Raw genomic sequence first — 26772 nt, forward strand, 5'->3', positions numbered from 1 at the left:
GCGTAGCCGCTTCGAGACATCACGAGAGGCGAGAGGTCATCATGGCGCATTCCGACCACGGCATCGTCAAGGACAAGCGCGCTGAGGAGCAGCCGCGCGACAAGCAGCGCGCGCAGACCGTGCACAAGACGGATCCAAAGGATTCTGCGTCGCGAGAGGCGACGCGCGATCCGAAGCTGAACGACAACGGCAAGACGCCAGGCTCCGGCACGACGCCGGATGATTCCGGCGCTGCCCCCAGCGGATAGTCACGCGAGGAACGAATCCCTGCGCGAAGAGTCGACAGGTTGCTTCCGGCTGTCATGCCCCCGGTGCGCCGGACGCAATCTTCAAGGACGGCCCTGGCACCCACCGTGCCGGGGCCGTTTGCTTATCGACGGCTTCTACAGGTTATCTTCGGAATCGCCCTGGGTATGTCCATCGGGACCGCGGCCGAACACGCCGAAGCTGCTCGACTTCACGCCGGCTTTTGCGTCCACGCCTGCGGCCGCCAATCCGAGCTTGAGAAGCTCGCGGACCGCTGCCGCCCGCGTCGGCATACGATGTCTGAACCGGAAATCGTCAATAGCGGCCAGCTCTTCCGGCGAAAGCATGACTTGAAGGCGCTCGGCGCGAAGGTCGTTCATGGTTGATCACGCAGATTGAGCAAGTTGAGTAGTTTACTCAATGAACGAATCTGGCTTGAGTTCCCCAAGAGTCCGCAAAATCGCCAATTGAGTAAAAATATATAGCAAAATCAATAAGTTAATATGAAACCATTCGCGCAATGGCGCATTCATTTGGGGAGGGAGACAGGCCATGACGGACGAAGTCAGGTTACCCCGCAAGCTTTCCGAGGAGTCCGGAGCGCCGAGGCCGGTGCGTCCGAGCCACCAGAAGATCATCGAGCAGGTCGAGCGCTGGGCCAACAGCCCGGGCCTGCAACCACCGAGGGCGGAAGATGCGAAGACGATCTGAACCACATACGTTCGAACAGCGTCTCGATGCGCAGAAGCTGCGGCTCGAGCACGCGATGGCGAATCTGCCGCGCGGCATCGAGCGCGATGCCCTCGCGACCCGTATCGAGCAGCTTCAGACTGCCGCGGAGATGTACGGATTCCTGATGCTACGGGAAGAGGCTACGGCTCCTCGCTGATCGCGCCCAGCCTTCGGTCCTCTTGTGACCGGAGGTCATACGAAGCTTCCGCCTGAGCCACCACGCGGCGACGGAAACCATCGCCCAAGCGATAATCGCGGTGGCGAACGCGCCGACGATGCTGGTCGTAACCACGAGATAGAACGTGGCCGCGAACGCTGCGAGCCCGATGCTTCCAAGCCCGGCGCCCGCGGCGTCCAGCGCCGCTGCCTGCCGCCCGCGTTTCCGTCCACTGAAGCCGACCTTCTCCTTGGCGCGGCGCTGATGGCTCTCGATCAGGGTTGCGCTGGCGCAGAAGATGGCGGGCAGGGCAAGGAAGAGCCCGCCGGTGGCGACGCCGAAGCGCGCGCCCACGAATCCCGCGAAGACTGTCGCGAGGCCCCCGAGCAGGAAGCGAACGCCGTATTCGTACCAGCGCGTTTGCGTGAGCACTGACGATGACAGTTTGACCAGCATCAGGCCGCACCTCCAAGACCCGCGAGCAGGCCGAAGGCGACTGCAAGCCATACGGCAAAAGCGATGATGGTGGCGGGCAGCGCGGCGAGCCGAAACCTCATCAGGAGATGGCAGACAGCGAGGCTGTAGCAGGCGAGGGCGATCGCGCCGTAGATCATGGTCCAGCTTTCGGCCGCGGCATATTGCGGGCCGTGCCGAAAGATGGCGATGCCGAGCGTGGCGAGCGCGACCGACGGCGCGGCGCCGAGGAGGCCGCCAAAACTCTTGGGCCGCAGCATGTCGCCCAGAATTGCGAAGGCCGATACGATCACGCCGCCGGCGATGAAGCGCAGGATGTATTCGGTCATGGCGGCGCCCTCCTGTCCGAGGGCTTGCACACCAGGGTCCACGGCCTCAGCATCCGCTCGACAGCCACGCCGAGAACGAAGCCTGCGACGACGTCGCTGGCCCAGTGGGCGAGCAACACCACGCGCGTCAGCGACAGCGCCGCCGCGATGGAGCGCACGAGGCGGCGCTGCGATCGCGGCAGCAGGCCGGCAGCGGATGCCAGCGCGCCCATGTGCACGGCATGTCCGGACGGGAAGGCGTCGCGCGGCCGCCCGGAGAAGGGAATGCCGCGGCGATGCCCTCGCACCGTCAGCCGGTCCGGCCTGATCTGGTCAAAGGCTGATTTCAGGATATGCGGCAGCACGGCCGTTGCCAGCGAAACGGCCAGGAGGTGATTGCCCGTGCGGCGTTCTGCGTCAGGGCGAAGCCGGGTGTAGAGCCAGCCCGCCGCGGCGAGGGCGAGCAACACATGCTCGTCCGCGCCCCAGGTCAGCGCCTCGGCCGTGTGCTCGAGCTTCGAGTTGGTATGATCCGCGATCTCGTCCGCGATCGCGATGTCGATCCGGGTGGGTTTGACTGTTACGAACGCCATCGGTCTGCAGTCAGCGAAACGAGCTTTATGACGGTTTTGTAAAGCTCAGCCGCCGATGATTGTTCCTGCGCCGAAGCCTTACGGCTGCCTCGATCCGCCGGCGGCGCCGTACACCTGTCCGGTCGCATAGCTGGCGTCGGCCGCCGGAGACCTGGAGCGATGCGCCACGATGGGCTCCGCAACTTCGAGGTTTCAGCGAGCGGAGAGGAGCGTCGTTGCTGAAGAGGGGACGCCGGCTTGGCCGGCGCCCCCGGAAGATGTCTACTTGGACTGCCCGACGCTCGGTGCCTTGCCGAGCTCCTTGGCCATGTCGAGATGGTGCTTCAGCGCCGGCAGCGTCTTGCCGGCCCAGTCCTTCAGCGCGGAATTGTCGCCGCCCTTGGCGTAGCGTTCGAACAGTGACACGGCGTCCTCATGGGCGCTGACCTGGTAGGAATTGTAGTCCGATGTGAAATCCTTGCCCGAGGCGTTCTTGAGCTTGTCGAGCTTGCTCTGGTGCGAGCTGTCGAGCGCGGTCGGCAGCGTGGCTTCGACCTTTCCGTCGCCGACGAGGGCCTTGAGCTCGCCGCTGGTCTTGGTGTGGTCGGTCACCATCCGCTGCGCGAAGGTCTTTTCCTGCGCATTGCCCTTCTGCTCGGCGAGCTTGCTCGATTCGATCTCGAACAGGTCGCTGATGGCGACCTCCTTGACGAAATCGGCGGTCGCAGGCGCAACGCCAAGCACAGAATTGACGCCGGTCTTTTCGCCGAGCGACTGGGCGAGCGCGGGGCCCGCGAAAAGCACGCAGGCAAGAGCAACAACGGTACGTTTCATGATTCGGTCCTCTGGATTGGCGGCGCGGCGCTTGCCGCGTGGATCTTTGCGCCGACTAACACGGCGGCGGGACCTGTGTTCCTAATTCGTGGGGTTGCGACCGGTGCGCGGATTGATCGGATCGGTTGGCTTGCGCCGCAGCCTCTCAGGCAGGAATGGCTCTGCCGGCGAGGCCGACGGATCAGCCCGCACGTCGGCGTGTCGCTGCGCCCGCTCATGCGGGGTCTGATTGGTATTGATCTGTCGCTTGACGTCGACCCCGTCGACGGGATCGTTGACGCCGTGCTGGATATCGCGGAAATCGCCCATGGTTCACCTCACGCCTGGTTTGCTGATGTGAACATTGAGAACGGCGCGTTTTCAGTGATGTTCCTGTTTGGTCGCGAGATGCCGCACCTGCACGCAGGAACGATCACCCCGTTACGCAAGTTGATTCACACATTGGCTGAGTGGAGAATTGAGATGTTGAATCAAGGCGAAATGGATCGCGCCGAGATGGGCCGCCTGATCGGCAGCGACAAGGTCGAGGGAACATCGGTCTATGGCGCCGATCGCAGCAAGATCGGCTCGATCGAACGCGTGATGATCGACAAGGTCAGCGGCAAGGTGTCCTACGCCGTACTGGGTTTCGGCGGATTTCTGGGGCTCGGCAATGATCACTATCCGTTGCCGTGGCAGTCACTGAAATATGACACGGAGCTCGGCGGCTATGTCACCGGGATCACCGCCAAGGCACTCGAAGGTGCGCCGAGATACAGCGAACGCAGCGACTGGAACTGGGGCGATGACGCCGCGGTTCGCGGCATCAATTCCTATTACGGCGTTCCCTTCGCCTAGGCGGCTGAGAGAAAGGGAGATCGATGAGCAAGGAACGGCCGACCGACGATCCCCGGCGTCAGAACGATTGGGGATCGCATGCCCAGACGGGCAAGCCCTGGAAGGGCAATCCGGAGAAGGAGCAAAAGTCGGGCGAGGCAAAGCCCGACCTCGAGAAGTGGCAAGAGACCAAGACGCACTAAACCAAGTGCGCCGATAGTGGCATTCGAGACCAGCGCGGCACACACGGTGCCGCGCTTCCTTTTTGCGCGGCACGGTCACGAACGGCAGTGATGCTTCGCAGGTCCGGAACCATGCTCCAGCGACGTTGTTGGGCCCGCGACGCGCGAGTTGGCCTCGGCGGCTGCCGCCCGTTTCGTCTCGAGAAAGGTGTTCACCGTGGATGCTCAGACACGGGAGCGTGATCCGTCCGCGGAGCAACCGCAAAGGGCGAAGGAAGCTCCAAAGACCTCTCCTGATCAGACCCGCGACGCCAGCGACCAGAAGGCGACGACGCCATCGCTGCGCGAACGGCTTCGCGAGCATTGGCTGCTCGCAACGGTCGGCGCCGTCGTGTTGATTGCGGCGCTCGTTGGCGGGCTGCTCTACTGGCTCGACGTGCGTCACTATGAATCCACCGACGATGCCTTCGTCGCCGCGCGCAGCTTTTCGGTGGCGTCGAAGGTCGGCGGCTACGTGACCGACATCCCAGTCACCGACAACCAGCACGTCAAGGCCGGCGATCTCCTCGCCAGGATCGACGAACGCGACTATCGCATTGCCATCGATCAGGCGGACGCGCAGGTCGCTGTTGCCAAGGCGAACATCGCCAATGTCGAGGCGCAGATCGACTCGCAGCAGGAGCAGATCAAGCAGGCCCAGGCCCAGCTCGAACAGGCGCAAGCGCAGCTCCAGTTCTCGCAGGAGGAGTTCAAGCGCGCGGAAGATCTCGTCGAGAAGGGGGCTGGCACCGTGCAGCGCCAGCAGCAGACCCGTTCTGATCTTCAGGCGCAGCAGGCCAACACCGAGCGTGCCAAGACCGCGGTGGCAGCCGCGGAAGTCGGCATCAAGACGCTGCAAGCGCAGCTCGAAGGCGCCAGGGCGCAGCTCCAGCAATCTCAGGCGCAGCTCGACCAGGCCAGGCTGAATTTGCAATACACCAGCGTCGTCGCCGCGCAAGCCGGCCGCGTCGTCAAGCTCTCGGGCGCCAGGGGCACCTTCGTCACGGCAGGGCAGAGCCTCATGATGTTCGTGCCTGACGAGGTCTGGATCGTCGCCAATTACAAGGAGACGCAGCTCAACGACATGCGACCGGGCCAGCCGGTCGAAATCCGCATCGATGCCTATCCCGGCCGCAAGCTCACCGGACACATCGATTCCGTGCAGCCGGGTTCGGGCACTGCCTTCAGCCTGCTGCCGGCGGAGAACGCCACCGGCAATTACGTCAAGGTGGTGCAGCGCGTGCCGGTCAAGATCGTGGTCGACAACTGGCCGGCCGATCTGCCGGTCGGACCCGGCATGTCGGTCGTGCCCTGGGCCAGGGTGCGATGACGGATGCGACGCAAGGCGGCGCGTCCGCGGGAGGCTGGTCGCCGGAGCGCTCGGCGGCCGGCGGGCATAATCCCTATCTGATCGCCTTCGTGGTCTCGATCGCGACCTTCATGGAGGTGCTCGACACCACAATCGCCAACGTCGCGCTGCGCCACATCGCCGGCGGGCTCGCGGTCGGCATCGACGAGAGCACCTACGTCATCACCAGCTATCTCGTCGCCAACGCCATCGTGCTGTCGATTTCGGGTTGGCTGGCGACCATGATCGGCCGCAAGCGCTTCTACATGATGTGTGTGGCGACGTTCTCGGTCGCCTCGCTGCTGTGCGGCTTCGCCTGGAATCTGGAGTCGCTGGTGCTGTTCCGCATTCTTCAGGGGCTCGGCGGCGGCGGCATGGCCACCAGCGAGCAGGCGATCCTCGCCGACTCCTTCCCGCCGCACAAGCGCGGCCAGGCCTTCGCGATCTATGGCGTTGCGGTGGTGGTCGCGCCGGTGGTCGGTCCGACGCTCGGTGGCTGGATCACCGACACCTATTCCTGGCACTGGGTGTTCCTGATCAACGTGCCGATGGGGCTGCTCTCGCTGTTCCTGGTCGGCACGCTGGTCAGGGAGCCGTCGGGTGCGGAGGAGGAGAGGGCGAAGCTGCTGCGCAAGGGCCTGCGCGTCGACTATGTCGGCTTTGCGCTGGTCGCGATCGGGCTCGGCTCGCTGGAATACGTGCTCGACGAAGGCCAGCGCAATGACTGGTTCGGCTCGAACATGATCGTGGTCTTCGCGGTGCTCGCGGCGGTCTCGCTGCTCGCACTGATCCCCTGGGAGCTGACGCGCGAGGATCCCATCGTCGACCTCCGGCTGCTTGGCCGCCGCCAGTTCGCTGCCTGCTTCCTAGTCATGCTCGGCACCGGCGCGGTGCTGATCTCGACCACGCAGATTTTGCCGCAACTGCTCCAGACCGAGCTGAACTACACGGCGATGTTGGCCGGGCTCGCGCTGTCGCCCGGCGGCATCGCGACGCTGGTGCTCATGCCCGTCGTCGGCCGCCTCGTCAGCACGGTGCAGCCGAAATATCTGATCATGTTCGGTGCCGCCATCGTCGCGTTCTCGATGTGGCATCTCACCGGGCTCACCGGCGACATCACCTACGGCTATGCCGCGCTATCGCGCATCTTCCTCGCGATGGGCCTGCCGTTCCTGTTTCTGCCGGTGACGACCGCATCCTATGACGGCGTGCCGCCCGACAAGACCAACCAGGCGTCCGCGCTGATCAACGTCGCCCGCAACATCGGGGGATCCATGGGCGTGGCGCTGGCCCAGACGATTCTGGCACAGCGCCAGCAATTCCATCAGAGCCGCCTGATCGAGCACGCCGCGCCGTCCGACCTCGGCTACCAGCAGACCATCGAGACGATGACGCGCTATTTCCAGGCGCAGGGCTCGAATGCGAGCGATGCGGCCTCGCAGGCAGTCGCATGGGTCGGAAAGACCTTGCAGCAGCAGGTCGATTTTCTCGCCTATATCGACGTGTTCTGGACGCTCGCGATCGTCGCGGTGCTGATGATCCCGACGGCGGCGGCGCTGCGGCCGATCAAGCTGGGTGCGCCGGCGCGGGGGCATTGAGGAGGCAGCACACTCGGTGTCATCGCCCGCGAAGGCGGGAGATCCAGTATTCCAGAGGCGCCTGAGAGATACGGAGAAGCTGCGGCGCACACTGGATGCCCCGGTCAAGCCGGGGCATGACAGCTGTGTCCGGGATTGCTTATGCGATCATCTTTGGCCGCCCCGGCCCCGCATGCACATGCACCTGCTTGGCATGCAGCACCTCGCCGCATTCCGAGCACACCATCACGGGGTCGAATTGCTTGCCGCAGATCTTGTGCTCGTGCAGCAGCGGGCGGCCGCGCTCGTCGCCCATGTGGGTGTCGCCCCAATGCACCATCGCCATGATGATCGGGTAGAGGTCGAGGCCCTTCTGCGTCAGGATGTATTCGTAGCGCTTGGGCGCCTCGGAATAGGGGACGCGGCGCAGGATGCCGAAGCGGACCAGCTTCTTCAGCCGCTCCGAGAGCAGATGTCGCGTGATCTGGAGCGAGGACTGAAACGCCTCGAACCGGCGCACCCGCAAGAAGCAGTCGCGCAGGATCAGCAGCGTCCAGCGGTCGCCGACCACGGCGACGGTGCGGGACAGCGAGCAGGGCTCCTCGTCCAGCGTGTCCCATTTCATGCTGCGGTCTCCGAGTCCTCGATTTGTCAGTCAGAAAAAGGAACTGACTTGAATGATCAGGGCTATTTGCAGTGAAATGTAGCATTTCGCCGCGCGGTTTGACAGTTCTATTTTAGAACTATAGCTTCTCCATCCAATGATGCGCTCTCACCGGAGGAGGCGACCTTGCCCAAGCGAAACGCGACAGCCGCTGTGATCGGGGCCGGCGATTTCATCGGCTCCGAGATCGCCAGGAAATTCGCCGCGGAAGGCTTCACGGTCTTCGCCGGCCGCCGCAACGGCGACAAGCTCGCGCCGCTGGTGAAGGACATCGAGGCCGCCGGCGGCGAGATCCATGCGCGCTCGCTGGATGCGCGCAAGGAGGAAGAGGTTATCTCCTTCCTCAATGACGCCGACAAGCACGCGCCGCTGGAGGTCTGCATCTTCAACGTCGGCGCCAACGTCAATTTCCCTGTTCTCGACACCACCGAGCGTGTCTTCCGCAAAGTCTGGGAGATGGCCTGCTATTCCGGCTTCCTCGCGGGGCGCGAAGCGGCGCGGCTGATGCTGCCGCGCGGCGGCGGCAACATCTTCTTCACCGGCGCGACTGCCTCCTTGCGCGGCGGCAGCGGCTTTGCCGCTTTCGCCAGCGCCAAGTTCGGACTGCGCGCCGTCGCACAGGCGATGGCGCGCGAGCTCGGGCCGAAGAACATCCACGTCGCCCATCTCATCATCGATTCCGGCGTCGATACCGAATGGGTGCGGCAGCGCCGGCTCGAAGCTCTCGGCCCCAACGCACTCGACAATCCCGATCTGCTGATGCCGCCGTCGGCCGTGGCTGACTCCTATTGGCAGCTCTACCAGCAGCCGAAGAGCGCCTGGACCTTCGAGATGGAGATCCGCCCCTTCGGAGAGAAATGGTGACCGCGGCGCAAAAGTCCGGCTAGACTGAACCCAACCCAAGCAAAATTCCGGGAGGTACTTTAAGTGAAGACCGCGATCACCGAACTGTTCGGCATCGAGCACCCGATCATCCAGGGCGGCATGCATTTCGTCGGCTTTGCCGAGCTGGCCGCGGCCGTCTCCAATGCCGGCGGGCTCGGCATCATCACGGGCCTCACGCAGAAGACGCCGGAATTGCTCGCCAAGGAGATCGCGCGCTGCCGCGACATGACCGACAAGCCGTTCGGTGTGAACCTCACCTTCCTGCCGACATTCGCGGCGCCGCCCTATCCGGAATACATCGCGGCCATCGTCGAAGGCGGCATCAAGGCGGTGGAGACCGCGGGCCGCAGCCCGGAAGTCTACATGCCCGCGCTGAAAGCCGCCGGCATCAAGGTCATCCATAAGTGCACCTCGGTGCGTCATTCGCTGAAGGCCGAGCGTATCGGCTGCGACGCCGTCAGCGTCGATGGCTTCGAGTGCGGCGGCCATCCCGGCGAAGACGACATTCCCAACATGATCCTGCTGCCGCGCGCCGCGGAGGAGTTGAAGATCCCGTTCGTCGCCTCCGGCGGCATGGCTGATGGGCGCAGCCTCGTCGCGGCGCTGTCGTTGGGCGCGGCCGGCATGAACATGGGCACGCGCTTCATCGCCACCAAGGAAGCGCCCGTCCATCAGAATGTGAAGAACGCACTGGTCGCGGCGACCGAGCTCGACACCCGCCTGATCATGCGCAGCCTGCGCAACACCGAGCGCGTGCTGAAGAACGCCAATGTCGATCGCCTCATCGAGATCGAACGCGAGAAGGGCGACAAGCTGAAGATCGACGACATCCACGACCAGGTCGCAGGCGTCTATCCCAGGATCATGCTGGAGGGGCAGATGGACGCGGGCGCCTGGAGCTGCGGCATGGTCGCCGGCCTCATCCACGATATCCCCTCCTGCAAGGAACTCGTCGATCGCATCATGTCCGAGGCGGACCAGATCATCCGAAGCCGGTTGATGGGGTTCCTGGATGGAACGGCGATGGCGAAAAAGGTCGCCTGACACCGCCAAACTTCTTAACCAATGCGGCACTTGACCGCTGGAATTGCGCCCGACGCCTCCTAAATAGGGATAAATTACTCCTTAAATAATCAATTTCAGGAGGCGTCCGTGGTCCTGAAGAGCGTTCATTTTGCTGTTGCTGCCGTCCTCGTTCTCGCATGGGGCGGCATCGCGCGCGCCGACGACTACAAGCCTGACGAATATCTCAGTCTCGATCTGTCCAAGGCGGTGCTGTCGCCGAAGCGGCTCGGGCCCGAGACGCAATTCGCGCCGGTGGCTTTGGAGGCGAAGGGCGGCAACGAGGCGCAGGCCCGCGCCGAGCCGGTCGACGTGCCGAAGAAGGTCGCCGCCGAACGCGTCCACGCGGCCGAGCCGAAGGTTGCGCGTGCGAAGAGCACGCAGCCGCGCGGTGCAGCGCGCACCAAGCTCACCCATCGCCATGGCAATCCGCTCGACGCGCAGGCGAGAGATACCCGCATCCAGACCTGGCCCTGCCGCTCCGGCGGCATCTGCAACTGGCAGCGCTAGAGGCGCAGCACTCTCTTCGCCTCTCCCCGCAAGCGGGGCGAGGTGGTGCACCGTTCGCATCCGCTGCAGCCGCGCACGTCATCCGCACGTCGTAAAACCGTAGACCCGGGGTCAAGAAACCGTAAGCCGGGAGTCAAACGACGCAGGCACCTTCCGTCGCGATTCGACGAAGGTTTCCTGAATGGCATCGCCCCGCGCCTCGCGCGCATGGACCCGGCGGCAGTTCCTGGTCCGCTCGACCTCCAGCCTCGCTGTTGCCGCGCTAGCAAAGCCATCGCTCAGCCGTGCCGCCGATCGTCCGCAGATCGCGGGCGGCATCCAGTCCGGTGACGTCTCAGACGGCTCTGCCGTGATCTGGGCCCGCGCCGACCGGCCCGCACGGATGCAGGTGGAGTATTCGACCGTCGAGAGCTTCAAGACCATCGTTGCGTCGGCTTCGCGCGACGCCTTGCCCGATGCCGACTTCACCGCAAAACTGCTGCTGAACGATCTGCCGGCTGGGCAGGACATCTTCTATCGCGTGCGCTTCGACGACATCGCCACGGGCATTGCCGGCGAAAGCCGCACCGGTCATTTCCGCACCCCACCGGCCGCGGGCCGATCGATCTCGTTCGTGTGGTCCGGCGACGTCGCAGGGCAGGGCTGGGGCATCGACATCGCGCGCGGTGGCTATCGCAGCTATCGCACCATGCTCGACAATCGCCCGGATTTCTTCATCCACTCCGGCGATCACATCTACGCCGACTGCACCATCCCTTCCGAACAGAAGCTGCCGAACGGCGAGACCTGGCGCAATCTGGTGACCGAGGAAAAAGCCGAGGTCGCGCACACGCTGGCGCAATTCCGCGGCAACTACAAATACAATCATCTCGACGAGCATTTTCGCGCCTTCCACGCCGAGGTGCCGATGCTCGCGCAGTGGGACGACCACGAGGTCACCAACGATTGGTCGCCGACCGGCAGCTATGACGCGGCCGGTTATGAGGACGACGGCACCCCGCGCCTGGTCGCGCGCGCCCGCCGCGCCTTCTTCGACTTCATGCCGATCCGCGATCTCGGCGCGCGCCAGGGCCGGGTCTATCGCAAGATCGCCTACGGTCCGCTGCTCGACGTCTTCATGATCGACATGCGCAGTTTTCGCGATGACAGTTGGAACAAGGGCGACGATCACCGCGGCTGGATTCTCGGCGCCGAGCAGCTCGCCTGGCTAAAGCGCGAGCTTGCAGCGTCGCGCGCGACCTGGAAGGTGATCGCGGCCGACCTGCCGATCGGCCTCGTCAGTCTCGATGCCGTCGCGCTCGGCAATGGCGCGCCCGACCGGCGCGAGCATGAGATCGCCGATCTCCTGGCCTCCATCAAGCGCGCCGGCATCCGCAACATCGTCTGGCTCACCGCAGATATGCACTACACCGCCGCGCACTATTATGATCCGAGCAAGGCGCAGTTTCAGGATTTCGAGCCGTTCTGGGAGTTCGTCTCCGGCCCGCTGCATGCCGGCAGCTGGGGGCCGGGCGAGCTCGACAATACCTTTGGCCCGGTCGCGATGTACCAGAGCGGCTGCAGTGAGGCGCAGGGCGAGAATCTGGCGCCGTGCTTCGGCCTTCAGTTCTTCGGCCGCGTCGACATCGACGGCGCCAGCGGTGTGATGACCGTGACCCTGAAAGACGTCGACAACCGGGACCTCTGGTCGGTCGATATCGTGCCGCAGCCGCAAGTGCGTCCGGCCGTGGTGGCGCAGCATTCATAGGATGCTAACCCGATCTTGATTGGCCGGACTGCGGGTTCCCGCGCTATAATGGCCATCCTCGTCACCTTTTCCCATCACCGAAGAGTCTGCTTGCGCGGCATCGCCGCGCATCCGGCGGGCTGAAATATCCTGGGAGCCAGTTTCATGGATCATCTGAAGACACAGGGCATCAGCATGCCCAAGCTCGGCCTCGGCACCTTCCGCATGCAAGGCGATGCCTGCCGCGCCGCGGTCGAGAGTGCGCTGTCGATCGGCTATCGCCACATCGATACCGCTGAGATGTACGGCAACGAAGAACCCATCGGCGCGGCGCTCGCCGCCGCCCGTCTGCCGCGCGCCGAGCTGCATGTCACGACCAAAGTCTGGCATGAGAACCTCAGTCCCGATGCGATCCGCCGTGCCTTCGATGCGAGCCTGAACAAGCTGCGGCTCGACCATGTCGACCTCTATCTCGTGCATTGGCCGTCGAAAGCCGCGAACTGGGGCGCTGTGTTCGAGACCCTGATGAAGCTGAAGGAGGAGGGGCGCACGCGGGCAATTGGCGTTGCCAATTTCACCACGGCGCTGCTCAAGGTCGCGGTCGAGGACGTCAAGGCGCCGATCGCCTGCAACCAGATCGAATATCATGCGATGCTCGATCAATCGAAGGTGCTGGCCTATCTCAACGCCAAATCGATCCCGCTGGTCGCCTATTGCCCGCTCGCGCAGGGGCGTATCGCCTCGGATCCGGTGCTGGCCGAGATCGGCGCCAGGCACAATGCGACCGCAGCGCAGGTCGCCTTGAAATGGCTGCTCGATCAGGACGGCGTTGCCGCGATCCCGAAGGCCTCACGCCGCGAGAGCCAGCAGGCCAATCTCGACGCGCTGAAGATCACGCTCGACGATGCCGACCGCAACAAGATCGCCGCGCTGCCGAAGGACAGGCGCTGCGTCAATCCTGGCTTCGCGCCTGCGTGGGATTAGCCTGACGCGCTTTCAATACACAAAAGAAATGGCCCCGCGAGGGGCCATTTCCATTCCACGTTGCGTTGCGCATTAGTCCCAATGGTGACGGTGGCTGCGCTTGATCACCACGACCCTGTCGCCGCGATGGTGCCAGCCCCGATGCCAGCCGTGGTCGCGATGCTCGCGGAATTCGGCGCGGGCGCCGTACGGGCCGTGATCATGACCACGCTTGATCACCACCGTCTCCGCACTGGCCAGCGTCGGCGCCGCGATCGCGAGCGCACCGAGAGCCGCAACCACATAACCAAGCTTCTTCATGATGTCCTCCTCCAATCCAATGCAAATCTAAACCGCGCATTCGATCGAACGTTCCGGAGGAACGGGAAGAGAATTCTGAATGGATGTTCAGGATCGAAACCAGCGTTAGTCGCAGCGTTGCTGCGCTGGTGTCGGCGCGCCGGTCACGACGTATTTGCCGTCCCTGATCGTGTACTCGCCGCGCTCGCTGCGATTGTAGATCGCGCGCAAGCTGCCCTGCCTCGACAGCAGCAGGCCGAACTCGCGTGTCTGCCGTAGCGAGGGGAAGTAGACCATCACATTGAGCAGGCCCTCGGCGTTGGCGGTCGCGGACACCACCTCGTTCTCGTCCCTGGCCTCCCCGAAATTGCGCCGGTACATGACCCTTCCGTCCTTCCGGATCTCGTACGTCAGGAGCGCGCCCTTGTCGCGGTCGGGCCGGGCGGTGCAATCGACCGCCCATGAGCCGAGCAGCCCCCATTGCTCGACCGTCGCCGCGAGCGTCTCGGCTCGCGCCAGGGACGTGAATGCAAGCCAAAGCACCGCCGCAATGGTCCAGCGGCTCAAACAACGCGTCATGTCCTGAAAAGCCCCGCTTCGAACAATTCCAGATTTTAGCATCCCGCGCACGACCGTCCACGGGAGCTGCCATTCGCGCGCGAATTTGATCCGCGTCAATGAGACCGTGCGTTTCGGGGGTAGGATGGCGCTCCCGAAGGCGATGCGTGGATAAACCGATGCTGAATCAAGTCATGGATTTCGCGGGCGAGGTACTGCCGGGGAGCTGTGCCGTGCCGCCTTATTCCGAGACCGCGTTTCTGGCCGAGCTGGGCGAGCGCTTGAGATCCTCGCGCGCGCGATGCGAACTGTCGCGCCGGGAGCTGGCCCGCAGGTCCGGGATTTCCGAGCGCTACATCGCCCAGATCGAGGCCGGCAAGGGCAACGTGTCGATCGTGCTGCTGCTGCGGCTGGCCTCCGCGATCCACAGCAGCCAGCCTCAGGCGGCGTAGTCGATCACTGGCCTCGCTTATCCACATTGGCGCTGCGGGCCGGCACGCCGAACTCCTTGCGGCAGACTTCGGCCAGCACGGCGACGCCCTCGCGGATCTGCTGATGCGAAGGGCTCGCAAAGCACAGCCGAAGGCGCGAGCTGGAATGACCCTTGTTGGTCGACCATTCCGGCCCTGGGTTGATCGAGACGCCGGCGGCGAGCGCGGCCTGATACAGCTTTAGCGTATCGACCTGGTCGGGCAGCTTGACCCAGAGGAAGATGCCGCCTTTGGGCTCCTCGAACTCGGCCGCGGTGCCGAATTGCTCGTTGAGGGACTCCATCAGCGTGTCGAGCTTGGTGCGCAGCGCCTTCGTCAGTGCCGGCACGTGTGTCGAGAAATGCGGCTTGCAATAGGTGGCGAGCACCATCTGCTCCAGCGCGCCGGAGCCCGCATCCGTCTTCAGCGCCAGCATCCGCGACATCACATCCCAGGGCGCCACGATGAAGCCGACGCGCAGCGCCGGCGCGATCGACTTGGAGAATGAGCCGATATGGATCACGCCGCCGTTCGGGCTCATCGCGTAGATCGCCGGCGGCCGCTGTCCCGACCAGACGAGGTCGGCATAGCAATCATCCTCGAAGATGGGCACGCCGTATTCGGTTGCGAGCCGAACCAGTTCAGCGCGGCGGCTCTCCGGCATGATGCTGCCGGTCGGGTTCTGAACGGTCGGGATGGTGTAGATGTATTTGGGACGGATGCCGCGGCTCTTGAGGTCGGCGAGCGTCGCGGCCAGCGCATCCATGCGCATGCCGTCCTTGTCCAGCGGGATGCCGACGACGTTGACGCCGAGGCGTGCCAGGCGGGTCAGCGAGCCCTGGTAGCTGTCCTGCTCGAAAATCACGGTGTCGCCGCGCGCCAGCAGCGTCGCGTTGACGAGGTCGAGCGCCTGCAGCGAGCCCGAGACGATCAGGAGATCGTCGACCGTGCAATTGATGCCCGCATCGCGCTTCAGCTTTGTCACCAGGAATTCGCGCAAGGGCAAATAGCCCTGGGGACCATGGGCCAGCCCGTAAGTGGCGAGCGAGCGGCCTTCGCGTTGCAGGGCGAGGTTGGCCGCCTCGATCAGCTCATCGAGCGGCAGCTGCTCGGAGTCGTTATTGCCGCCGACAAAACTGTATTTGGCAAGGCCCGTCCAGCGCGCGGAAGGAGCCGGCAGCCCTGCCGGAAACAGGGGCGCGAAATCGAAGCTGGACGTCATGGGGGCGTTCCTCGTTTCTGTTCTTGTTGAGCCAGCCGGCGTTGCGCCGGCCAGCCTTATTTTTCTTGCCTGCCGTCCGGGCGGACGGGTCTTACTTTTTGCCGGCCGTCCGGGTCGGACGGCCCTGGCTGATGAAAGCGTAATGCGCATTGGCGACGCCGCCAACCATCAAGGCCTCGACCACCGGCTCGGCGATCTCGCTTGTTGCGGCCCAGTCGACGAGGAAATTGGCCCCGGTCCCGCCGCGCACGTCGTCGGTCGGGACGAAGATCGAGACGGTGGCCAGCGGCTTCAGGGCTACCTGACCCTTCAGGTAGGTCTCGACCTGCTTGCCTGCGGTGTCGAAATAGGCGATGCGTTTGACCACCAGTGCTTGCGTCTCGGAGGCGTTGTGCACGCTCAGTGTCACCGAGAAGTCGACACGCAGCTTGCCCTGGCTCATCGCGACGCTGGAATAGGCAGGCACGTAGAACCCGCCGGAGACGGCAAGTTCCTCCTTCGGCAGTGCGGTGAGCGAATCGGCGTAGTTTTGTTCGATATTGACCTTGGATTGAGCAGCTGCGGGCGCGGCGCAGGCGAGGGGGCCTAGCAGCATGGCTGCGAACAGCCCGTTTCGCATGTGACGAATTGCTCGCTTGCCGCGCCGCAACCCGTCTCTAGGGTGCGGCAAAACGGACCCATTTGGTATGCACGAGCTCATTCGCGACATCACTCTCTGTATTCTGTTTGCCTGGATGCTGGGCCTTCTCGCCCATTTCTCTCGGCAGCCGCTGATCCTGGCCTACCTTATCGCCGGCTTCTGCATAGGTCCATTCGGCGCCGGCTGGGTCAAGTCGCAGGAATCGATCAGCGTCATCTCCGAGCTCGGCCTGATCTTCATGCTGTTCATGATCGGGCTCGAGATCGACCTGAAGAAGATCGTGCGGGCGGGCAAGGTGATCCTGTTCGCGGCGGGCGGCCAGCTCCTCGGTGGCTGCCTGCTCGGGGTGCTGTTCTTCGTCGGCATCGGGCTATCGCTCGGCGGCGGGAAGTTCGATGCGGTCTATCTCTGTGTCGCCTGCGCGCTGTCGAGCACCGTCATCATCGTCAAGGTGCTCTACGAGAAGCGCGAACTCGACACGCTACCGGGCCGCATCACCCTCGGCGTGCTGGTGCTCCAGGACATCTTTGCCATCCTGTTCCTGGCGGTGCAGCCGAGCCTTGCCAATCTGGAAGTCAGCGTCATCCTGCTCTCGATCGGCCGCGTCGCCGTGCTGGTCGCAGCGGCCCTGCTGGTCAGCCGTTACGTGCTGCCGCGCCTGTTCCACCAGATCGCCCGCCGCCCCGAGCTGATCCTGCTCGGCGCGCTGGCCTGGTGCTTCCTCGTCGCCGAGACCGCCGAGCGGTTGTCGCTGTCGCGCGAGATGGGTGCCCTGATCGCCGGCGTCTCGCTTTCGACCTTTCCCTACGCGCTCGACGTCACCGCCAAGGTCACCACGCTGCGGGATTTCTTCATCACGCTGTTCTTCGTCGCCCTCGGCATGACCATTCCCGTGCCGGGCCTGTCCGTGATCGGGCTGGCCCTGATGATCGCGGCGTTCACCGTGGTGAGCCGCCTCGTCACCACCTTCACGCCGCTCTACCTGATGAAGCAGGGCCTGCGCGCCAGCCTGTTGCCGGCCCTCAATCTCGCGCAGATCTCGGAGTTCTCGCTGGTGGTGATCCAGACCGGCGTCGCCGACCACCACATCGCAGCCGAGACGGCGAACGCGGCCTCCTTCGCCTTCGTGGTGCTCGCCGTGCTCTCGACCTTCGCGATGAGCCGCAGCGACGAGATCACCCGCTGGGCGATCGGCCCCCTGAAGCGGATCGGCTTGAAGGACCTCGATCACGGCAACGGCCATGGTGAGGAGGGGCACGAGGGCGGCCATGGCGAGGCCCGCCGTATCGTCATCCTCGGCTTTTTCCGTGCGGCGAGCGCGCTGCTGGCGGAGATCGAGCGGCAGGCCCCGGTTCTGCTCGAGCAGATCACCGTGGTCGACTTCAACCCCAATGTGTACCAGACCCTGCTGTCACGCGGTCTGCACGTGATCTATGGCGACATCAGCAGCGCCGATACGCTGCTCCACGCCGGCGTCGGCAAGTCCGAGATGATCATTCTCAGCGTGCCGGATGCGCTGCTGAAGGGGGCCAGCAACGAGAAGCTGGTCCGTCACGTCCGTACCCTCAACCCGACCGCCCTGATCGTGGCCACTGCCGATCTTTTGTCGGACGTGGACGAACTCTATGCGGCCGGCGCCAGCTACGTCACGGTGACCCGGCTCAGCGATGCTCATGAGCTGTTTACCGTGATCGAGGCCGCCCAGGCCGGACTTCTGGCCGACAAGCGCGCCGAGCTCGATCAGCGGCTCGGCGAGCGGCGCGAAGTGCTGCCCTGAGACGGTGCGGCCCGCCTTCCTCCCCGGCGATCTGCGCCTATATCCCTGGTATCTTCGGTGCAAGCCTGCCGCCGCCAGGTCCGCCGCCCGGAATATGTGGTTGCGTCCAGGACACTAGCGCCCCGGCCCAAGTCGGGCTAAGGCGTCCGGCTAAGCCTCCGGCTCATCATCGACAGAGATTGGGAAATGCCCGATAGCATCCAGGAAGTCTTGCAGGCCTTTGCCCGGGGTGAGCTCGTGGTCGTCACCGACGACGAGGACCGCGAGGGCGAGGGCGATCTGATCGTCGCCGCCTCGCTCTGCACCGCCGAGAAGATGGCGTTCATCATCCGTCACACCTCCGGTATCGTCTGCGCGCCTGTGACGACCGAGGACGCGCGCCGGCTGCGGCTCGATCCGATGGTGGCCCACAATGATTCCGCGCACACCACGGCGTTCACGGTCTCGATCGACTACAAGCCCGATGGCGGCACCGGCATCTCGGCCGAAGAGCGCGCCTCGTGTTGCCGCGCGCTGTCCAATCCCAATGCCGGCGCCAACGATTTTGCCCGCCCCGGCCACATCTTCCCGCTGATCGCCAAGGACGGCGGCGTGCTCTTGCGCTCCGGCCATACCGAGGCTGCCGTGGACCTGTGCAAGCTCTCCGGCCTGCCGCCGGTCGGCGTCATCAGCGAGCTGATGAACGACGACGGCAGCGTGATGAAGGGCGAGCAGGTCGCGCAGTTCGCGGCAAAGCATAAGCTGAAGCACGTCACCATCGCCGACATGATCGCCTACCGCCAGGCGCGCGAAAAACTGATCGAGCGGGTCTCGACCTTCACGACCGAAAGCCCGATCGGGCCCTTGCAGGGCTATGCCTACCGCTCGCCGTTCGATTCCATCGCCCACGTCGCCTTCGTCTATAACGGCGTCGGTGACGGCAAGAACGTGCTGACGCGCTTCCACAAGCCGAATATCGTCAAGGACATCTTCACCGGCCACAAGCGCATGGCGGCCGTGCTCGAGCATTTCAAGAAATCCGGCCGTGGCGTGCTGGTCTATCTGCGCGATGGTGCGGCCGGCGTCCCGGTGTCGGCACTCCCGGACGAGACGGCGACGGAAGCCGACCGCAACCGCCAGTGGCGCGAGGTCGGCGTCGGCGCGCAGATCCTGCGCGATCTCGGCGTCACCTCGATCCGCCATCTCACCTCCTCGGTGCACGACTACAAGGGCCTGTCCGGCTTCGGCATCGAGATCGTCGCCAACGAGCAGCTCGAGAGTTAGCGCTGTCATCTCCGGGTGCGCGAGCATCCCCGCGCCACCTGCGTCCCCGGGATTCACGCAGACCCATCCATCTGCAATGCAATTGCACTTGTTGCCGCGGCGCTTTACCTTGTCGGGCAAATTTTGACGGAACCAGACGAAAGGACGTTTCATGAGCGTGCGCCCTCAGGCCAAGGACAAGCCGGCTGCGGCTTCTTTCCAGTGGGACGATCCGTTCCTGCTCGATGAGCAGCTCACCGAAGACGAGCGCATGGTGCGCGACACCGCGCGCGCTTACGCCCAGGACAAGCTGCTGCCGCGCGTCACCAAGGCCTATCTCGAAGAGAAGACCGATCGCGAGATCTTCAACGAGATGGGCGAGCTCGGCCTGATCGGCATCACGCTGCCTGAGGAATATGGCTGCGCCAACGCCAGCTACGTCGCCTACGGCCTCGTCGCGCGCGAGATCGAGCGGGTGGACTCAGGGTACCGCTCGATGAACTCGGTCCAGTCCTCGCTGGTGATGTATCCGATCTACGCCTATGGCGACGAGAACCAGCGCAAGAAATACCTGCCGAAGCTCGCCAGCGGCGAGTGGGTCGGCTGCTTCGGGCTCACCGAGCCCGACGCCGGCTCCGATCCGGCCGGCATGAAGACCCGCGCGGAAAAGGTCTCGGACGGCTATCGCCTCACCGGCAGCAAGATGTGGATCTCGAACGCGCCGATCGCCGACGTGTTCGTGGTCTGGGCCAAGTCGGCCGCGCATGACAACCAGATCCGCGGCTTCGTGCTGGAAAAGGGCATGAAGGGCCTGTCCGCGCCGAAGATCGGCGGCAAGCTGTCGCTCCGCGCCTCGATCACCGGCGAGGTCGTGATGGACGGCGTCGTGGTCCCCGAAGACGCGCTGCTGCCCAACGTCTCCGGCCTCAAGGGCCCGTTCGGCTGCCTCAACCGCGCCCGCTACGGCATCTCCTGGGGCGCGCTTGGCGCCGCCGAGGACTGCATGCATCGCGCCCGCCAGTACACGCTCGACCGCAAGCAGTTCGGCAAGCCGCTCGCCGCGACCCAGCTGGTGCAGAAGAAGCTCGCCGACATGGAGACCGAGATCGCGCTCGGCCTCCAGGGCTCGCTTCGCGTCGGCCGCCTGATGGACGAGGGCAAGTTCGCGCCCGAGATGATCTCGATCATGAAGCGCAACAATTGCGGCAAGGCTCTCGACATCGCCCGCGTCGCGCGCGACATGCACGGCGGCAACGGCATCTCGGCCGAGTATCACGTGATGCGCCACGTCCATAACCTCGAGACGGTCAACACCTACGAGGGCACCCACGACGTCCACGCGCTCATTCTCGGCCGCGCGATCACGGGCATTCAGGCGTTTTTCTGAACTGGCGTGGAATGCGGCGAGAACTCTCCAATTGCGTCATGGCCGGGCTTGTCCCGGCCATCCACGTTCTAGTCGGAGAGAAGAACGTGGATGCCCGGCACAAGGCCGGGCATGACGAAGTCAGTAAGGTATGAGCAAGCCATGTCCGACAACGACGACGTCCCGTTCAACCGCAACTTTCCGCTTAAAGCTGGTGTCGTCGAGGAAGTCCGTCCCGGCGTGCGGCGCGTGCTCTGCAACAATCCGAGTCCGTTCACCTTCACCGGCACGGTCAGCTACATCGTAGGCACCGGCAACGTCGCGATCATCGATCCGGGCCCGGACGATGAGGCGCATGCGAAGGCGCTGCTCGATGCTGTCAGCGGCGAGACGGTGAGCCATATCTTCGTCACCCACACCCACCGCGACCATTCGCCGAACACCGCGCGGATCAAGCAGGCGACCGGCGCGCCTGTGTATGCCGAAGGCTCGCACCGTGCCTCGCGTCCGCGCTTCGAGAGCGAGAAGTACAATCCGGAGTCGGGCGCCGATCGCGACTTCGTTCCCGACATCAGGATCGCCCATGGCGACGTCGTCGAGGGCGATGGCTGGCGGCTCGAGGCCGTGGCGACGCCCGGCCACACCGCCAATCATCTCGCCTTCGCCTGGCCTGAGCGGAAATTCAACTTCGTCGGCGACCACGTGATGGGCTGGTCGACCTCGATCGTGGCCCCGCCCGACGGCTCGATGATCGACTACATGGACTCGCTCGATCGTCTCGCTGCGCGCGAGGAGGATCTGTATTTCTCCGGCCACGGCCCGGAGATTCCGGACGGCCCGCGCTTCGTGCGCTTCCTGATCCGCCACCGCAAGGCGCGCGAGGCCTCGATCCTGCACCGTCTCGCCAAGGGCGAGACCGACATCCCGACCATGGTCCGCGCGATCTATATCGGCATCGACCCGCGCCTGACGACGGCCGCCGGCTATTCCGTGCTGGCGCATCTGGAAGACCTGGTCGCGCGCGGCGTGGTGGCGACGGATGGCGATCCCGTGATCACGGGATCGTACAGGATGGCTTGAGGCGAATGGCGAATGGGGAGTAGCGAATAGGCGGTCTTCCACGCGCTATTCGCCACTCTCCATTCGCCATCTCATTTCTTCACCGTCTTCGCCGGCGCCTTGGGCGGCGCGACCGGCGTTTTCTTTACCGGCTTCAGCGCGTCTGCATCCGCGGCGGTGTTGAGATCGTCGATGAATTTTTTTACGCGCGCGGCGTTGCTGCCGAGATCGCTCTCGAAATAGCGCGAGGCGGAGCGGATATCGACGCGGGAATCCTCGCCGTCGGGCACGACCCGGATCGAGATGTCCTCGCGGAAACCCATGATCGGCGAGCGCGCCACCGCCTCGATGCGGCCGACGCGGCGCGGCGGCTGCGGCGCGCGCTCGTCGATGACGAGCCATTTGCGCTTGTTGACGAGCTGGAGCGCGATCGCATAGGCGCGGTCGACCGAAATCTCGAGCTCGATCGGCTCGATATCGGGATAGAATTGCCGCTGCTGCTCGGCCGAATAGAGGCCGGCGTAAACGGCCGGATTGGTGCCGTCACCGGTGCGCAGGCGCGCCAGCGCGTCGAAGCGCGGCGGGTCGATCGGATCGGTGGTGATGTCGTGGATCGCCGGCAGCTTGCCGTATTGCAGGCCGAGATAGGCGGGGTAGGCGAGGATCGCCCCGTCGATCAGGAAGGCGAGCAGGATGCGCGCCATGCCGCGCGAGCCGTTCTGCCAGATCGCGGCAAAGCCGGCGAGCCCGAACAGGATCGAGAGCGCGGCGATCGCAAGCCCGCCAAAGAAGGTCGCGAGCGCCGGCTTCATCTCTAGGAAGCCGAACCGGAGGATGAGGATCGACACCACAACCGCCACCACCGCGAACACGGCCAGATTGCGTGCCCAGTTCGCGAGGCTGGATACGGGTTCCGTCTGATAGGGAGCGGAAAACCTGCGGGCCATCGGGTGAGCTCTGCCGGGGGTTGGGAGGCCGGCCGATTTGGCGCGACGATGGGCCGTTGAGACCACGGCCCGGGGGCAAATTCAAGGGACTTACCCTGCCCTTATCCTCCCCTGGAGGGCGAGGGTCGATCGCGCGAAGCGCGAGCGGGGTGGGGTGACAGTCTTCCATTGAGGCGCTGCCCGTGTGGAGAGATCACCCCACCCCGTCTCACATTTTCGCTGCGCTCAAATGCGAGCCGACCCTCCCCTTCCAGGGGAGGGTGGCACCGAGCCTTACGCCGCCGCGTTCGGGAATCGGTAATCCTTGAATTGATCGCGCAGCGCGGTCTTCAGGATCTTGCCCGTGGCCGTGTGCGGAATGCCGTCGACGAAGGCGACGTCGTCGGGCATCCACCATTTGGCGATCTTGCCGTCCATGAACTTCAGGATGTCCTCGCGGCTGGCCTGCTGGCCCTGCTTGAGCTGCACGATCAGCAGCGGCCGCTCGTCCCATTTGGGGTGGAATACGCCGATCACGGCGGCTTCCGCCACGGCCGGGTGGCCGACCGCGAGATTTTCGAGGTCGATCGAGGAGATCCATTCGCCGCCGGACTTGATCACGTCCTTGGAGCGGTCGGTGATCCGCATGTAGCCGGCCTCGTCGATGGTCGCGACGTCACCGGTGTCGAAGAAGCCCTCCTCGTCGAGGATGTTGCTGTCGATCCGGAAATAGGCCTTGGCGACGGCGGGGCCCGAGACTTTCAGGCGGCCGAAGGTCGTGCCGTCCCATGGCAGCTCCTTGCCGGCATCGTCGGTAATCTTCATCTCCACCGCGAACGGCGCATAGCCCTGCATCTGGAGCACGTCGAGCTTGGCTTCGCCGGTCGCGTTCTGGAACGGCGGCTTCAGTGCCGCGACGCTGCCGATCGGGCTCATCTCGGTCATGCCCCAGGCGTGGCGCACGTTCGAGCCCATGTCGAGGAAGGCCTTGATCATCGAGCGCGGCATCGCCGAGCCGCCGCAGATCACCATCTTCAGATCCGGCAGCTTCAGATTGTTGGCGGCCATGTGCTGGAGCAGCATCAGCCACACCGTGGGCACGCCCGCGGTATGCGTCACCTTCTCGGTCGAGAGCAGCTCGTAGACCGAGGCGCCGTCGAGCTTGGCGCCGGGCATCACCAGCTTGGTGCCCTGCGAGGGCGCGGAGAAGGCGATGCCCCAGCTGTTGGCATGGAACAGCGGAACCACCGGCAGCATTGTCTCGGAGGCACTGGTGCCGAGCGCGTCGACATTGTTGGCCATCAGCGCGTGCAGCACGTTGGAGCGATGCGAATACAACACACCCTTCGGATCGCCGGTGGTGCCGGACGTGTAGCACATCGCGGCCGCCGTGTTCTCGTCAAAGTCCTTCCATTTGAATTTGCCGTCGGCCTCCGCGATCCAGTCCTCGTAGGCGACGACGTTCTTGAGCGTGGTCTCAGGCATGTGCGCCTTGTCGGTGAGCACGACGTAGCGTTCCACGCTTGGCAGCTTGTCGGCGATCTTCTCCAGGACCGGAACGAAGGTGATGTCGGTCATCACGATGCGGTCCTGCGCATGGTTGATGATCCAGGCGATCTGCTCCGGGAAAAGGCGGGGATTGACGGTATGGCAGATGGCGCCGATCCCCATGATGCCGTACCAGACTTCGAGGTGGCGCCAGGTGTTCCAGGCGATCGTTGCGACACGGTCGCCGAGCTTGATGCCGTCGCGCTCCAGCACTTGCGAGACCTTGAGCGCGCGCTTGTGGATTTCGCCATAGGTGGTGCGGTGGATCGGTCCCTCGACCGATCGCGTAACGACCTCCTGCTTGCCATGAATCCTGGCGGCGTGTTCGATGATCCGGTGGCAGAGCAGGGGCCAGTCTTGCATCAAACCAAGCATTCCGTCGTTCCTCCGAGAATTCGCTGGGCGGGTTGTCGCTCTCAGCGTTGGGCCAAAGAATTGTCATGAGTTTTAGCCTGCCGGACTTTCGCCGCAAATGGTCTTGTCGCGGCTATATGTCCGCCGGCGCGGCAATGGTTACCGTTGCGCTGGGGCTATCGCTCGTGCTCCCCGGCAGGGCGGAGGCGCGAAAATTTGCTGCGCCGCTCGATATCTTCGGCCTTGGTACACCACGGCCGCGCGCCGCGGTTCATTCCGCCAAGACCCCTCCCAAGAACCCCGCCAACAACCCGGCCAAGATCCCGCTTCCGAAACCCCGCCCGGAAGGGGCCCCCAAAGCCTCGGACGAGGCTGCTCTGGAGACCGAAGGAAAACCCGGCAAGCCTGATGGCACCAAGCCCGCCGAGGCCGCGCCGCCGCCCGAGAAGCAGCTCTCGGCCTGCCGGCTCGCGCTGACCGAGGAGATCGCAGTCGCACCGTCCATTCCGGATATCCGCGGCCCCGGCGCCTGCGGCGGCGAGGATCTGGTGCGGCTCGAAGCCATCGTATTGCCGGACAAGCGCAAGGTGGCGGTCAAGCCGGCGGCAATTCTCCGCTGCACCATGGCCTCCGCGATCGCCGAGTGGATTCGGAAGGACATGGTGCCGCTGGCCGCCAGCCTCGGCTCGACCATCAGCGACCTCGACAATTTCGACAGCTTCGAATGCCGCGGTCGCAACCGCGTCGTGGGAGCGATGCTGTCCGAGCACGGCAAGGCCAACGCGCTCGACGTCCGTGCGATCAAGCTCGCCAACGGGCAGTCGATCGGCCTGACCGACCGCAGCATGCCGCGCGACGTCCGCGAGCGCGTGCTGCATTCGGTCTGCGGGCGCTTTTCCACCGTGCTCGGCCCGGGCTCGGACTGGTACCACGAAGACCATATCCATCTCGACCTGGCGCAGCGGCGCAACGATTACCGGATCTGCCAGTGGAACGTCTGGGATCCCCTGCCGCAGGTCGCGCCGCTGCTGCCGGCCGAACGTCCCGAGGAGGCGCCGCCGCGCGAGGTCGCGGCCAAGCCTGAAGCCAGGCCGGAAGCCAAGCCTGAGGCAAAGGATGGAGCCGATGACGAGGCGGAGAAATCCCCTGCGCCTGCGGACAAGTCGGCCGGCGATGGCAACAAGGCCCCGCCGCACAAGCCGGCAACAAAAAAGCGCCGGTAAACCGGCGCTTTTGCAATGTCCTCGGGGAAGACCCGTTCGCTTAGAAGGACGAGCCCGAGCCGCCGCCCTGGAGCGCGAGGCGCGAATTGTAGGGCGAGTCGCCGTGCTTCGGCTCGAGCACCACGACAATGGTGCCGACCTTGACGCGGTTGTAGAGGTCGATGGCGTCCTCGTTGGTCAGGCGGATGCAGCCCGACGAGATCGAGGCGCCGATATATTCCGGCTGATTGGTGCCGTGGATGCGGAACAGCGTGTCCTTGCCGCCCGAGTAGAGATACATCGCACGGGAGCCCATCGGATTGTCCGGACCTGGCGCAACGAAGGTCGGCACGCCCAGGCGGGAAATCTCGCCGGGGGTCGGATGCCAGGCCGGCCACTCGGTCATGCTGCCAACCTTGGCGATGCCGGACCAGGCCATGGCTTCTTCGCCGACAGTGATGCCGTAGCGGATCGCCTTGCCGCCATCCATCACCCAGTAGAGGTAATGGTTGTCGGAATCGACCACGATCGAGCCCGGCGCTTCCTTGCGGTGGTAGTCGACGATAGCGCGGCGGAACGGCTCGGCGACCGGGGTGTTCTCGTACCGGACCTTCGCGAGAAGTTCCTTGTCCTTCGGCTTGAAGGCCTTGGTGTCGGTCGCTTCAAAACGCGTGGCCTGCATACAGCCCGACAGCGCCAGGCCAGCGGCCAAAACACCCAGCATAACTTTCAGCGACGACATGATTTGGTTCCAATCGACAATAACAAGCTTTCGCGGAGCTTGAGCCAGGCTCAAAATCTCGACTCCGTTGAGCGCATTATCGTTGAAATCTGCCACAATTCCAGCTTTTCGGAGCTTTTCCCGCGCTGCAAGACCCAAGCTGTGGCTTTTTTGCCGCAAGTTTTGCGGCTTTGCGCTGGTTTCTGGGCGTGGGACGCCGAACTGTCGATTCCGTGCCACGGTTGGGCCGCGGCGTCGCCACAAATGCAAACGCCCCGTTAATATGCTTGTC

General features: G+C 64.5%; 31 protein-coding genes. 18 read left to right on the forward strand and 13 right to left on the reverse strand.

The features are described from left to right. Positions 1 to 41: 41 nt before the first annotated feature. Positions 42 to 248 (forward strand): hypothetical protein, encoded by a 207-nt coding sequence (locus I3J27_RS09305; protein WP_270167975.1) that lies wholly within the window; start codon positions 42 to 44, stop codon positions 246 to 248. A 135-nt stretch (positions 249 to 383) separates the two neighbouring features. Here I3J27_RS09305 and I3J27_RS09310 read toward each other — a convergent pair whose 3' ends face one another. Next, positions 384 to 626, reverse strand: a complete 243-nt coding sequence (locus I3J27_RS09310; protein WP_270167976.1) for a hypothetical protein — start codon at positions 624 to 626, stop codon at positions 384 to 386. A 172-nt stretch (positions 627 to 798) separates the two neighbouring features. Between I3J27_RS09310 and I3J27_RS09315 the strand changes: the two genes are divergently transcribed. Both I3J27_RS09315 and I3J27_RS09320 read left to right on the forward strand, forming a co-directional pair. Beyond that, positions 799 to 957 (forward strand): hypothetical protein, encoded by a 159-nt coding sequence (locus tag I3J27_RS09315; RefSeq protein WP_270167977.1) that lies wholly within the window; start codon positions 799 to 801, stop codon positions 955 to 957. Next, complete coding sequence (locus I3J27_RS09320) at positions 941 to 1135, forward strand: hypothetical protein (protein ID WP_270167978.1); 195 nt, start codon at positions 941 to 943, stop codon at positions 1133 to 1135. The genes I3J27_RS09315 and I3J27_RS09320 overlap by 17 nt, the downstream gene beginning before the upstream one ends. On the opposite strand, the gene I3J27_RS09325 is transcribed toward I3J27_RS09320, so the two are convergent. From I3J27_RS09325 to I3J27_RS09340, 4 genes are all read right to left on the reverse strand, one after another. Further along, a complete protein-coding gene (locus I3J27_RS09325) occupies positions 1106 to 1591 on the reverse strand; it encodes a DUF3147 family protein (RefSeq protein WP_270167979.1) in 486 nt (161 codons plus the stop codon). The genes I3J27_RS09320 and I3J27_RS09325 overlap by 30 nt on opposite strands. Continuing rightward, complete coding sequence (locus I3J27_RS09330; protein ID WP_270167980.1) at positions 1591 to 1938, reverse strand: DUF3147 family protein; 348 nt, start codon at positions 1936 to 1938, stop codon at positions 1591 to 1593. The genes I3J27_RS09325 and I3J27_RS09330 overlap by 1 nt, the downstream gene beginning before the upstream one ends. After that, on the reverse strand, positions 1935 to 2510 hold the full coding sequence (locus I3J27_RS09335; RefSeq protein ID WP_270167981.1) for a phosphatase PAP2 family protein: 576 nt from the start codon (positions 2508 to 2510) through the stop codon (positions 1935 to 1937). The genes I3J27_RS09330 and I3J27_RS09335 overlap by 4 nt, the downstream gene beginning before the upstream one ends. A 261-nt stretch (positions 2511 to 2771) precedes the next feature. Continuing rightward, positions 2772 to 3323: a DUF4142 domain-containing protein gene (locus I3J27_RS09340; protein ID WP_270167982.1), complete on the reverse strand. Its 552-nt coding sequence runs from the start codon at positions 3321 to 3323 to the stop codon at positions 2772 to 2774. Positions 3324 to 3785: 462 nt separating this feature from the next. Here I3J27_RS09340 and I3J27_RS09345 point away from each other — a divergent pair, with 462 nt between their 5' ends. The 4 genes from I3J27_RS09345 (at position 3786) to I3J27_RS09360 (ending at position 7306) form a co-directional block, all read left to right on the forward strand. Then, positions 3786 to 4160: a PRC-barrel domain-containing protein gene (locus I3J27_RS09345; protein WP_270172638.1), complete on the forward strand. Its 375-nt coding sequence runs from the start codon at positions 3786 to 3788 to the stop codon at positions 4158 to 4160. Between the two features lie 23 nt (positions 4161 to 4183). Continuing rightward, entirely contained in the window at positions 4184 to 4342 is a 159-nt protein-coding gene (locus I3J27_RS09350) for a hypothetical protein (RefSeq protein WP_270167983.1), read from the forward strand. Between the two features lie 196 nt (positions 4343 to 4538). Further along, positions 4539 to 5690, forward strand: coding sequence for an HlyD family secretion protein (locus I3J27_RS09355; protein WP_270167984.1), 1152 nt, complete (start codon positions 4539 to 4541; stop codon positions 5688 to 5690). Then, positions 5687 to 7306, forward strand: a complete 1620-nt coding sequence (locus tag I3J27_RS09360) for a DHA2 family efflux MFS transporter permease subunit (RefSeq protein ID WP_270167985.1) — start codon at positions 5687 to 5689, stop codon at positions 7304 to 7306. Before I3J27_RS09355 ends, I3J27_RS09360 begins: the two co-directional genes overlap by 4 nt. Before the next feature lie 139 nt (positions 7307 to 7445). On the opposite strand, the gene I3J27_RS09365 is transcribed toward I3J27_RS09360, so the two are convergent. Beyond that, positions 7446 to 7910 (reverse strand): winged helix-turn-helix transcriptional regulator, encoded by a 465-nt coding sequence (locus I3J27_RS09365; protein WP_270167986.1) that lies wholly within the window; start codon positions 7908 to 7910, stop codon positions 7446 to 7448. Positions 7911 to 8075: 165 nt separating this feature from the next. On the opposite strand from I3J27_RS09365, the gene I3J27_RS09370 reads away from it, so the two are divergent. From I3J27_RS09370 to I3J27_RS09390, 5 genes are all read left to right on the forward strand, one after another. Then, positions 8076 to 8813, forward strand: coding sequence for an SDR family oxidoreductase (locus I3J27_RS09370; RefSeq protein ID WP_270167987.1), 738 nt, complete (start codon positions 8076 to 8078; stop codon positions 8811 to 8813). 63 nt (positions 8814 to 8876) lie between these two features. Continuing rightward, positions 8877 to 9878: an NAD(P)H-dependent flavin oxidoreductase gene (locus tag I3J27_RS09375; protein ID WP_270167988.1), complete on the forward strand. Its 1002-nt coding sequence runs from the start codon at positions 8877 to 8879 to the stop codon at positions 9876 to 9878. A gap of 108 nt (positions 9879 to 9986) precedes the next feature. Then, positions 9987 to 10406 (forward strand): hypothetical protein, encoded by a 420-nt coding sequence (locus I3J27_RS09380; RefSeq protein ID WP_270167989.1) that lies wholly within the window; start codon positions 9987 to 9989, stop codon positions 10404 to 10406. Between the two features lie 181 nt (positions 10407 to 10587). After that, a complete protein-coding gene (locus I3J27_RS09385) occupies positions 10588 to 12153 on the forward strand; it encodes an alkaline phosphatase D family protein (RefSeq protein ID WP_270167990.1) in 1566 nt (521 codons plus the stop codon). A gap of 144 nt (positions 12154 to 12297) precedes the next feature. Continuing rightward, the gene (locus I3J27_RS09390; RefSeq protein WP_270167991.1) at positions 12298 to 13116 is read left to right on the forward strand and encodes an aldo/keto reductase; all 819 of its coding nucleotides are present in this window, start codon (positions 12298 to 12300) and stop codon (positions 13114 to 13116) included. A gap of 72 nt (positions 13117 to 13188) precedes the next feature. Here I3J27_RS09390 and I3J27_RS09395 read toward each other — a convergent pair whose 3' ends face one another. Both I3J27_RS09395 and I3J27_RS09400 read right to left on the reverse strand, forming a co-directional pair. Beyond that, positions 13189 to 13416 (reverse strand): hypothetical protein, encoded by a 228-nt coding sequence (locus I3J27_RS09395; RefSeq protein ID WP_270167992.1) that lies wholly within the window; start codon positions 13414 to 13416, stop codon positions 13189 to 13191. Between the two features lie 105 nt (positions 13417 to 13521). Beyond that, complete coding sequence (locus I3J27_RS09400) at positions 13522 to 13974, reverse strand: hypothetical protein (RefSeq protein WP_270167993.1); 453 nt, start codon at positions 13972 to 13974, stop codon at positions 13522 to 13524. A gap of 158 nt (positions 13975 to 14132) precedes the next feature. Here I3J27_RS09400 and I3J27_RS09405 point away from each other — a divergent pair, with 158 nt between their 5' ends. Then, positions 14133 to 14405, forward strand: coding sequence for a helix-turn-helix domain-containing protein (locus I3J27_RS09405; RefSeq protein WP_270167994.1), 273 nt, complete (start codon positions 14133 to 14135; stop codon positions 14403 to 14405). A 4-nt stretch (positions 14406 to 14409) separates the two neighbouring features. Here the strand turns inward: I3J27_RS09405 and I3J27_RS09410 are convergent, their stop codons facing one another. Then, the gene (locus I3J27_RS09410; protein WP_270167995.1) at positions 14410 to 15645 is read right to left on the reverse strand and encodes an aminotransferase-like domain-containing protein; all 1236 of its coding nucleotides are present in this window, start codon (positions 15643 to 15645) and stop codon (positions 14410 to 14412) included. A 91-nt stretch (positions 15646 to 15736) separates the two neighbouring features. After that, complete coding sequence (locus I3J27_RS09415) at positions 15737 to 16264, reverse strand: DUF3124 domain-containing protein (RefSeq protein WP_270172640.1); 528 nt, start codon at positions 16262 to 16264, stop codon at positions 15737 to 15739. Positions 16265 to 16331: 67 nt separating this feature from the next. Here I3J27_RS09415 and I3J27_RS09420 point away from each other — a divergent pair, with 67 nt between their 5' ends. The 4 genes from I3J27_RS09420 (at position 16332) to I3J27_RS09435 (ending at position 21750) form a co-directional block, all read left to right on the forward strand. Beyond that, positions 16332 to 18062: a cation:proton antiporter domain-containing protein gene (locus I3J27_RS09420; protein WP_270167996.1), complete on the forward strand. Its 1731-nt coding sequence runs from the start codon at positions 16332 to 16334 to the stop codon at positions 18060 to 18062. A 186-nt stretch (positions 18063 to 18248) separates the two neighbouring features. Further along, on the forward strand, positions 18249 to 19325 hold the full coding sequence (ribB, locus tag I3J27_RS09425; RefSeq protein ID WP_270167997.1) for a 3,4-dihydroxy-2-butanone-4-phosphate synthase: 1077 nt from the start codon (positions 18249 to 18251) through the stop codon (positions 19323 to 19325). Between the two features lie 151 nt (positions 19326 to 19476). Next, entirely contained in the window at positions 19477 to 20691 is a 1215-nt protein-coding gene (locus tag I3J27_RS09430; protein ID WP_270167998.1) for an acyl-CoA dehydrogenase, read from the forward strand. Positions 20692 to 20832: 141 nt separating this feature from the next. Next, positions 20833 to 21750 carry an MBL fold metallo-hydrolase gene (locus I3J27_RS09435; RefSeq protein WP_270167999.1) on the forward strand — a complete coding sequence of 306 codons (918 nt, stop codon included), beginning with the start codon at positions 20833 to 20835 and terminating at the stop codon, positions 21748 to 21750. A 71-nt stretch (positions 21751 to 21821) separates the two neighbouring features. Here the strand turns inward: I3J27_RS09435 and I3J27_RS09440 are convergent, their stop codons facing one another. Then, positions 21822 to 22676, reverse strand: coding sequence for a DUF1499 domain-containing protein (locus I3J27_RS09440; protein ID WP_270168000.1), 855 nt, complete (start codon positions 22674 to 22676; stop codon positions 21822 to 21824). A gap of 273 nt (positions 22677 to 22949) precedes the next feature. After that, entirely contained in the window at positions 22950 to 24578 is a 1629-nt protein-coding gene (locus I3J27_RS09445) for a fatty-acid--CoA ligase (RefSeq protein ID WP_270168001.1), read from the reverse strand. A gap of 65 nt (positions 24579 to 24643) precedes the next feature. Here I3J27_RS09445 and I3J27_RS09450 point away from each other — a divergent pair, with 65 nt between their 5' ends. Continuing rightward, positions 24644 to 25780, forward strand: coding sequence for an extensin family protein (locus I3J27_RS09450; RefSeq protein ID WP_270168002.1), 1137 nt, complete (start codon positions 24644 to 24646; stop codon positions 25778 to 25780). A 40-nt stretch (positions 25781 to 25820) separates the two neighbouring features. Here the strand turns inward: I3J27_RS09450 and I3J27_RS09455 are convergent, their stop codons facing one another. Beyond that, complete coding sequence (locus tag I3J27_RS09455) at positions 25821 to 26501, reverse strand: L,D-transpeptidase (protein ID WP_270168003.1); 681 nt, start codon at positions 26499 to 26501, stop codon at positions 25821 to 25823. Positions 26502 to 26772: the final 271 nt, after the last annotated feature.

Origin of the sequence: Bradyrhizobium xenonodulans, from assembly GCF_027594865.1 — a bacterium.
Taxonomy (GTDB): Bacteria; Pseudomonadota; Alphaproteobacteria; order Rhizobiales; family Xanthobacteraceae; genus Bradyrhizobium; species Bradyrhizobium xenonodulans.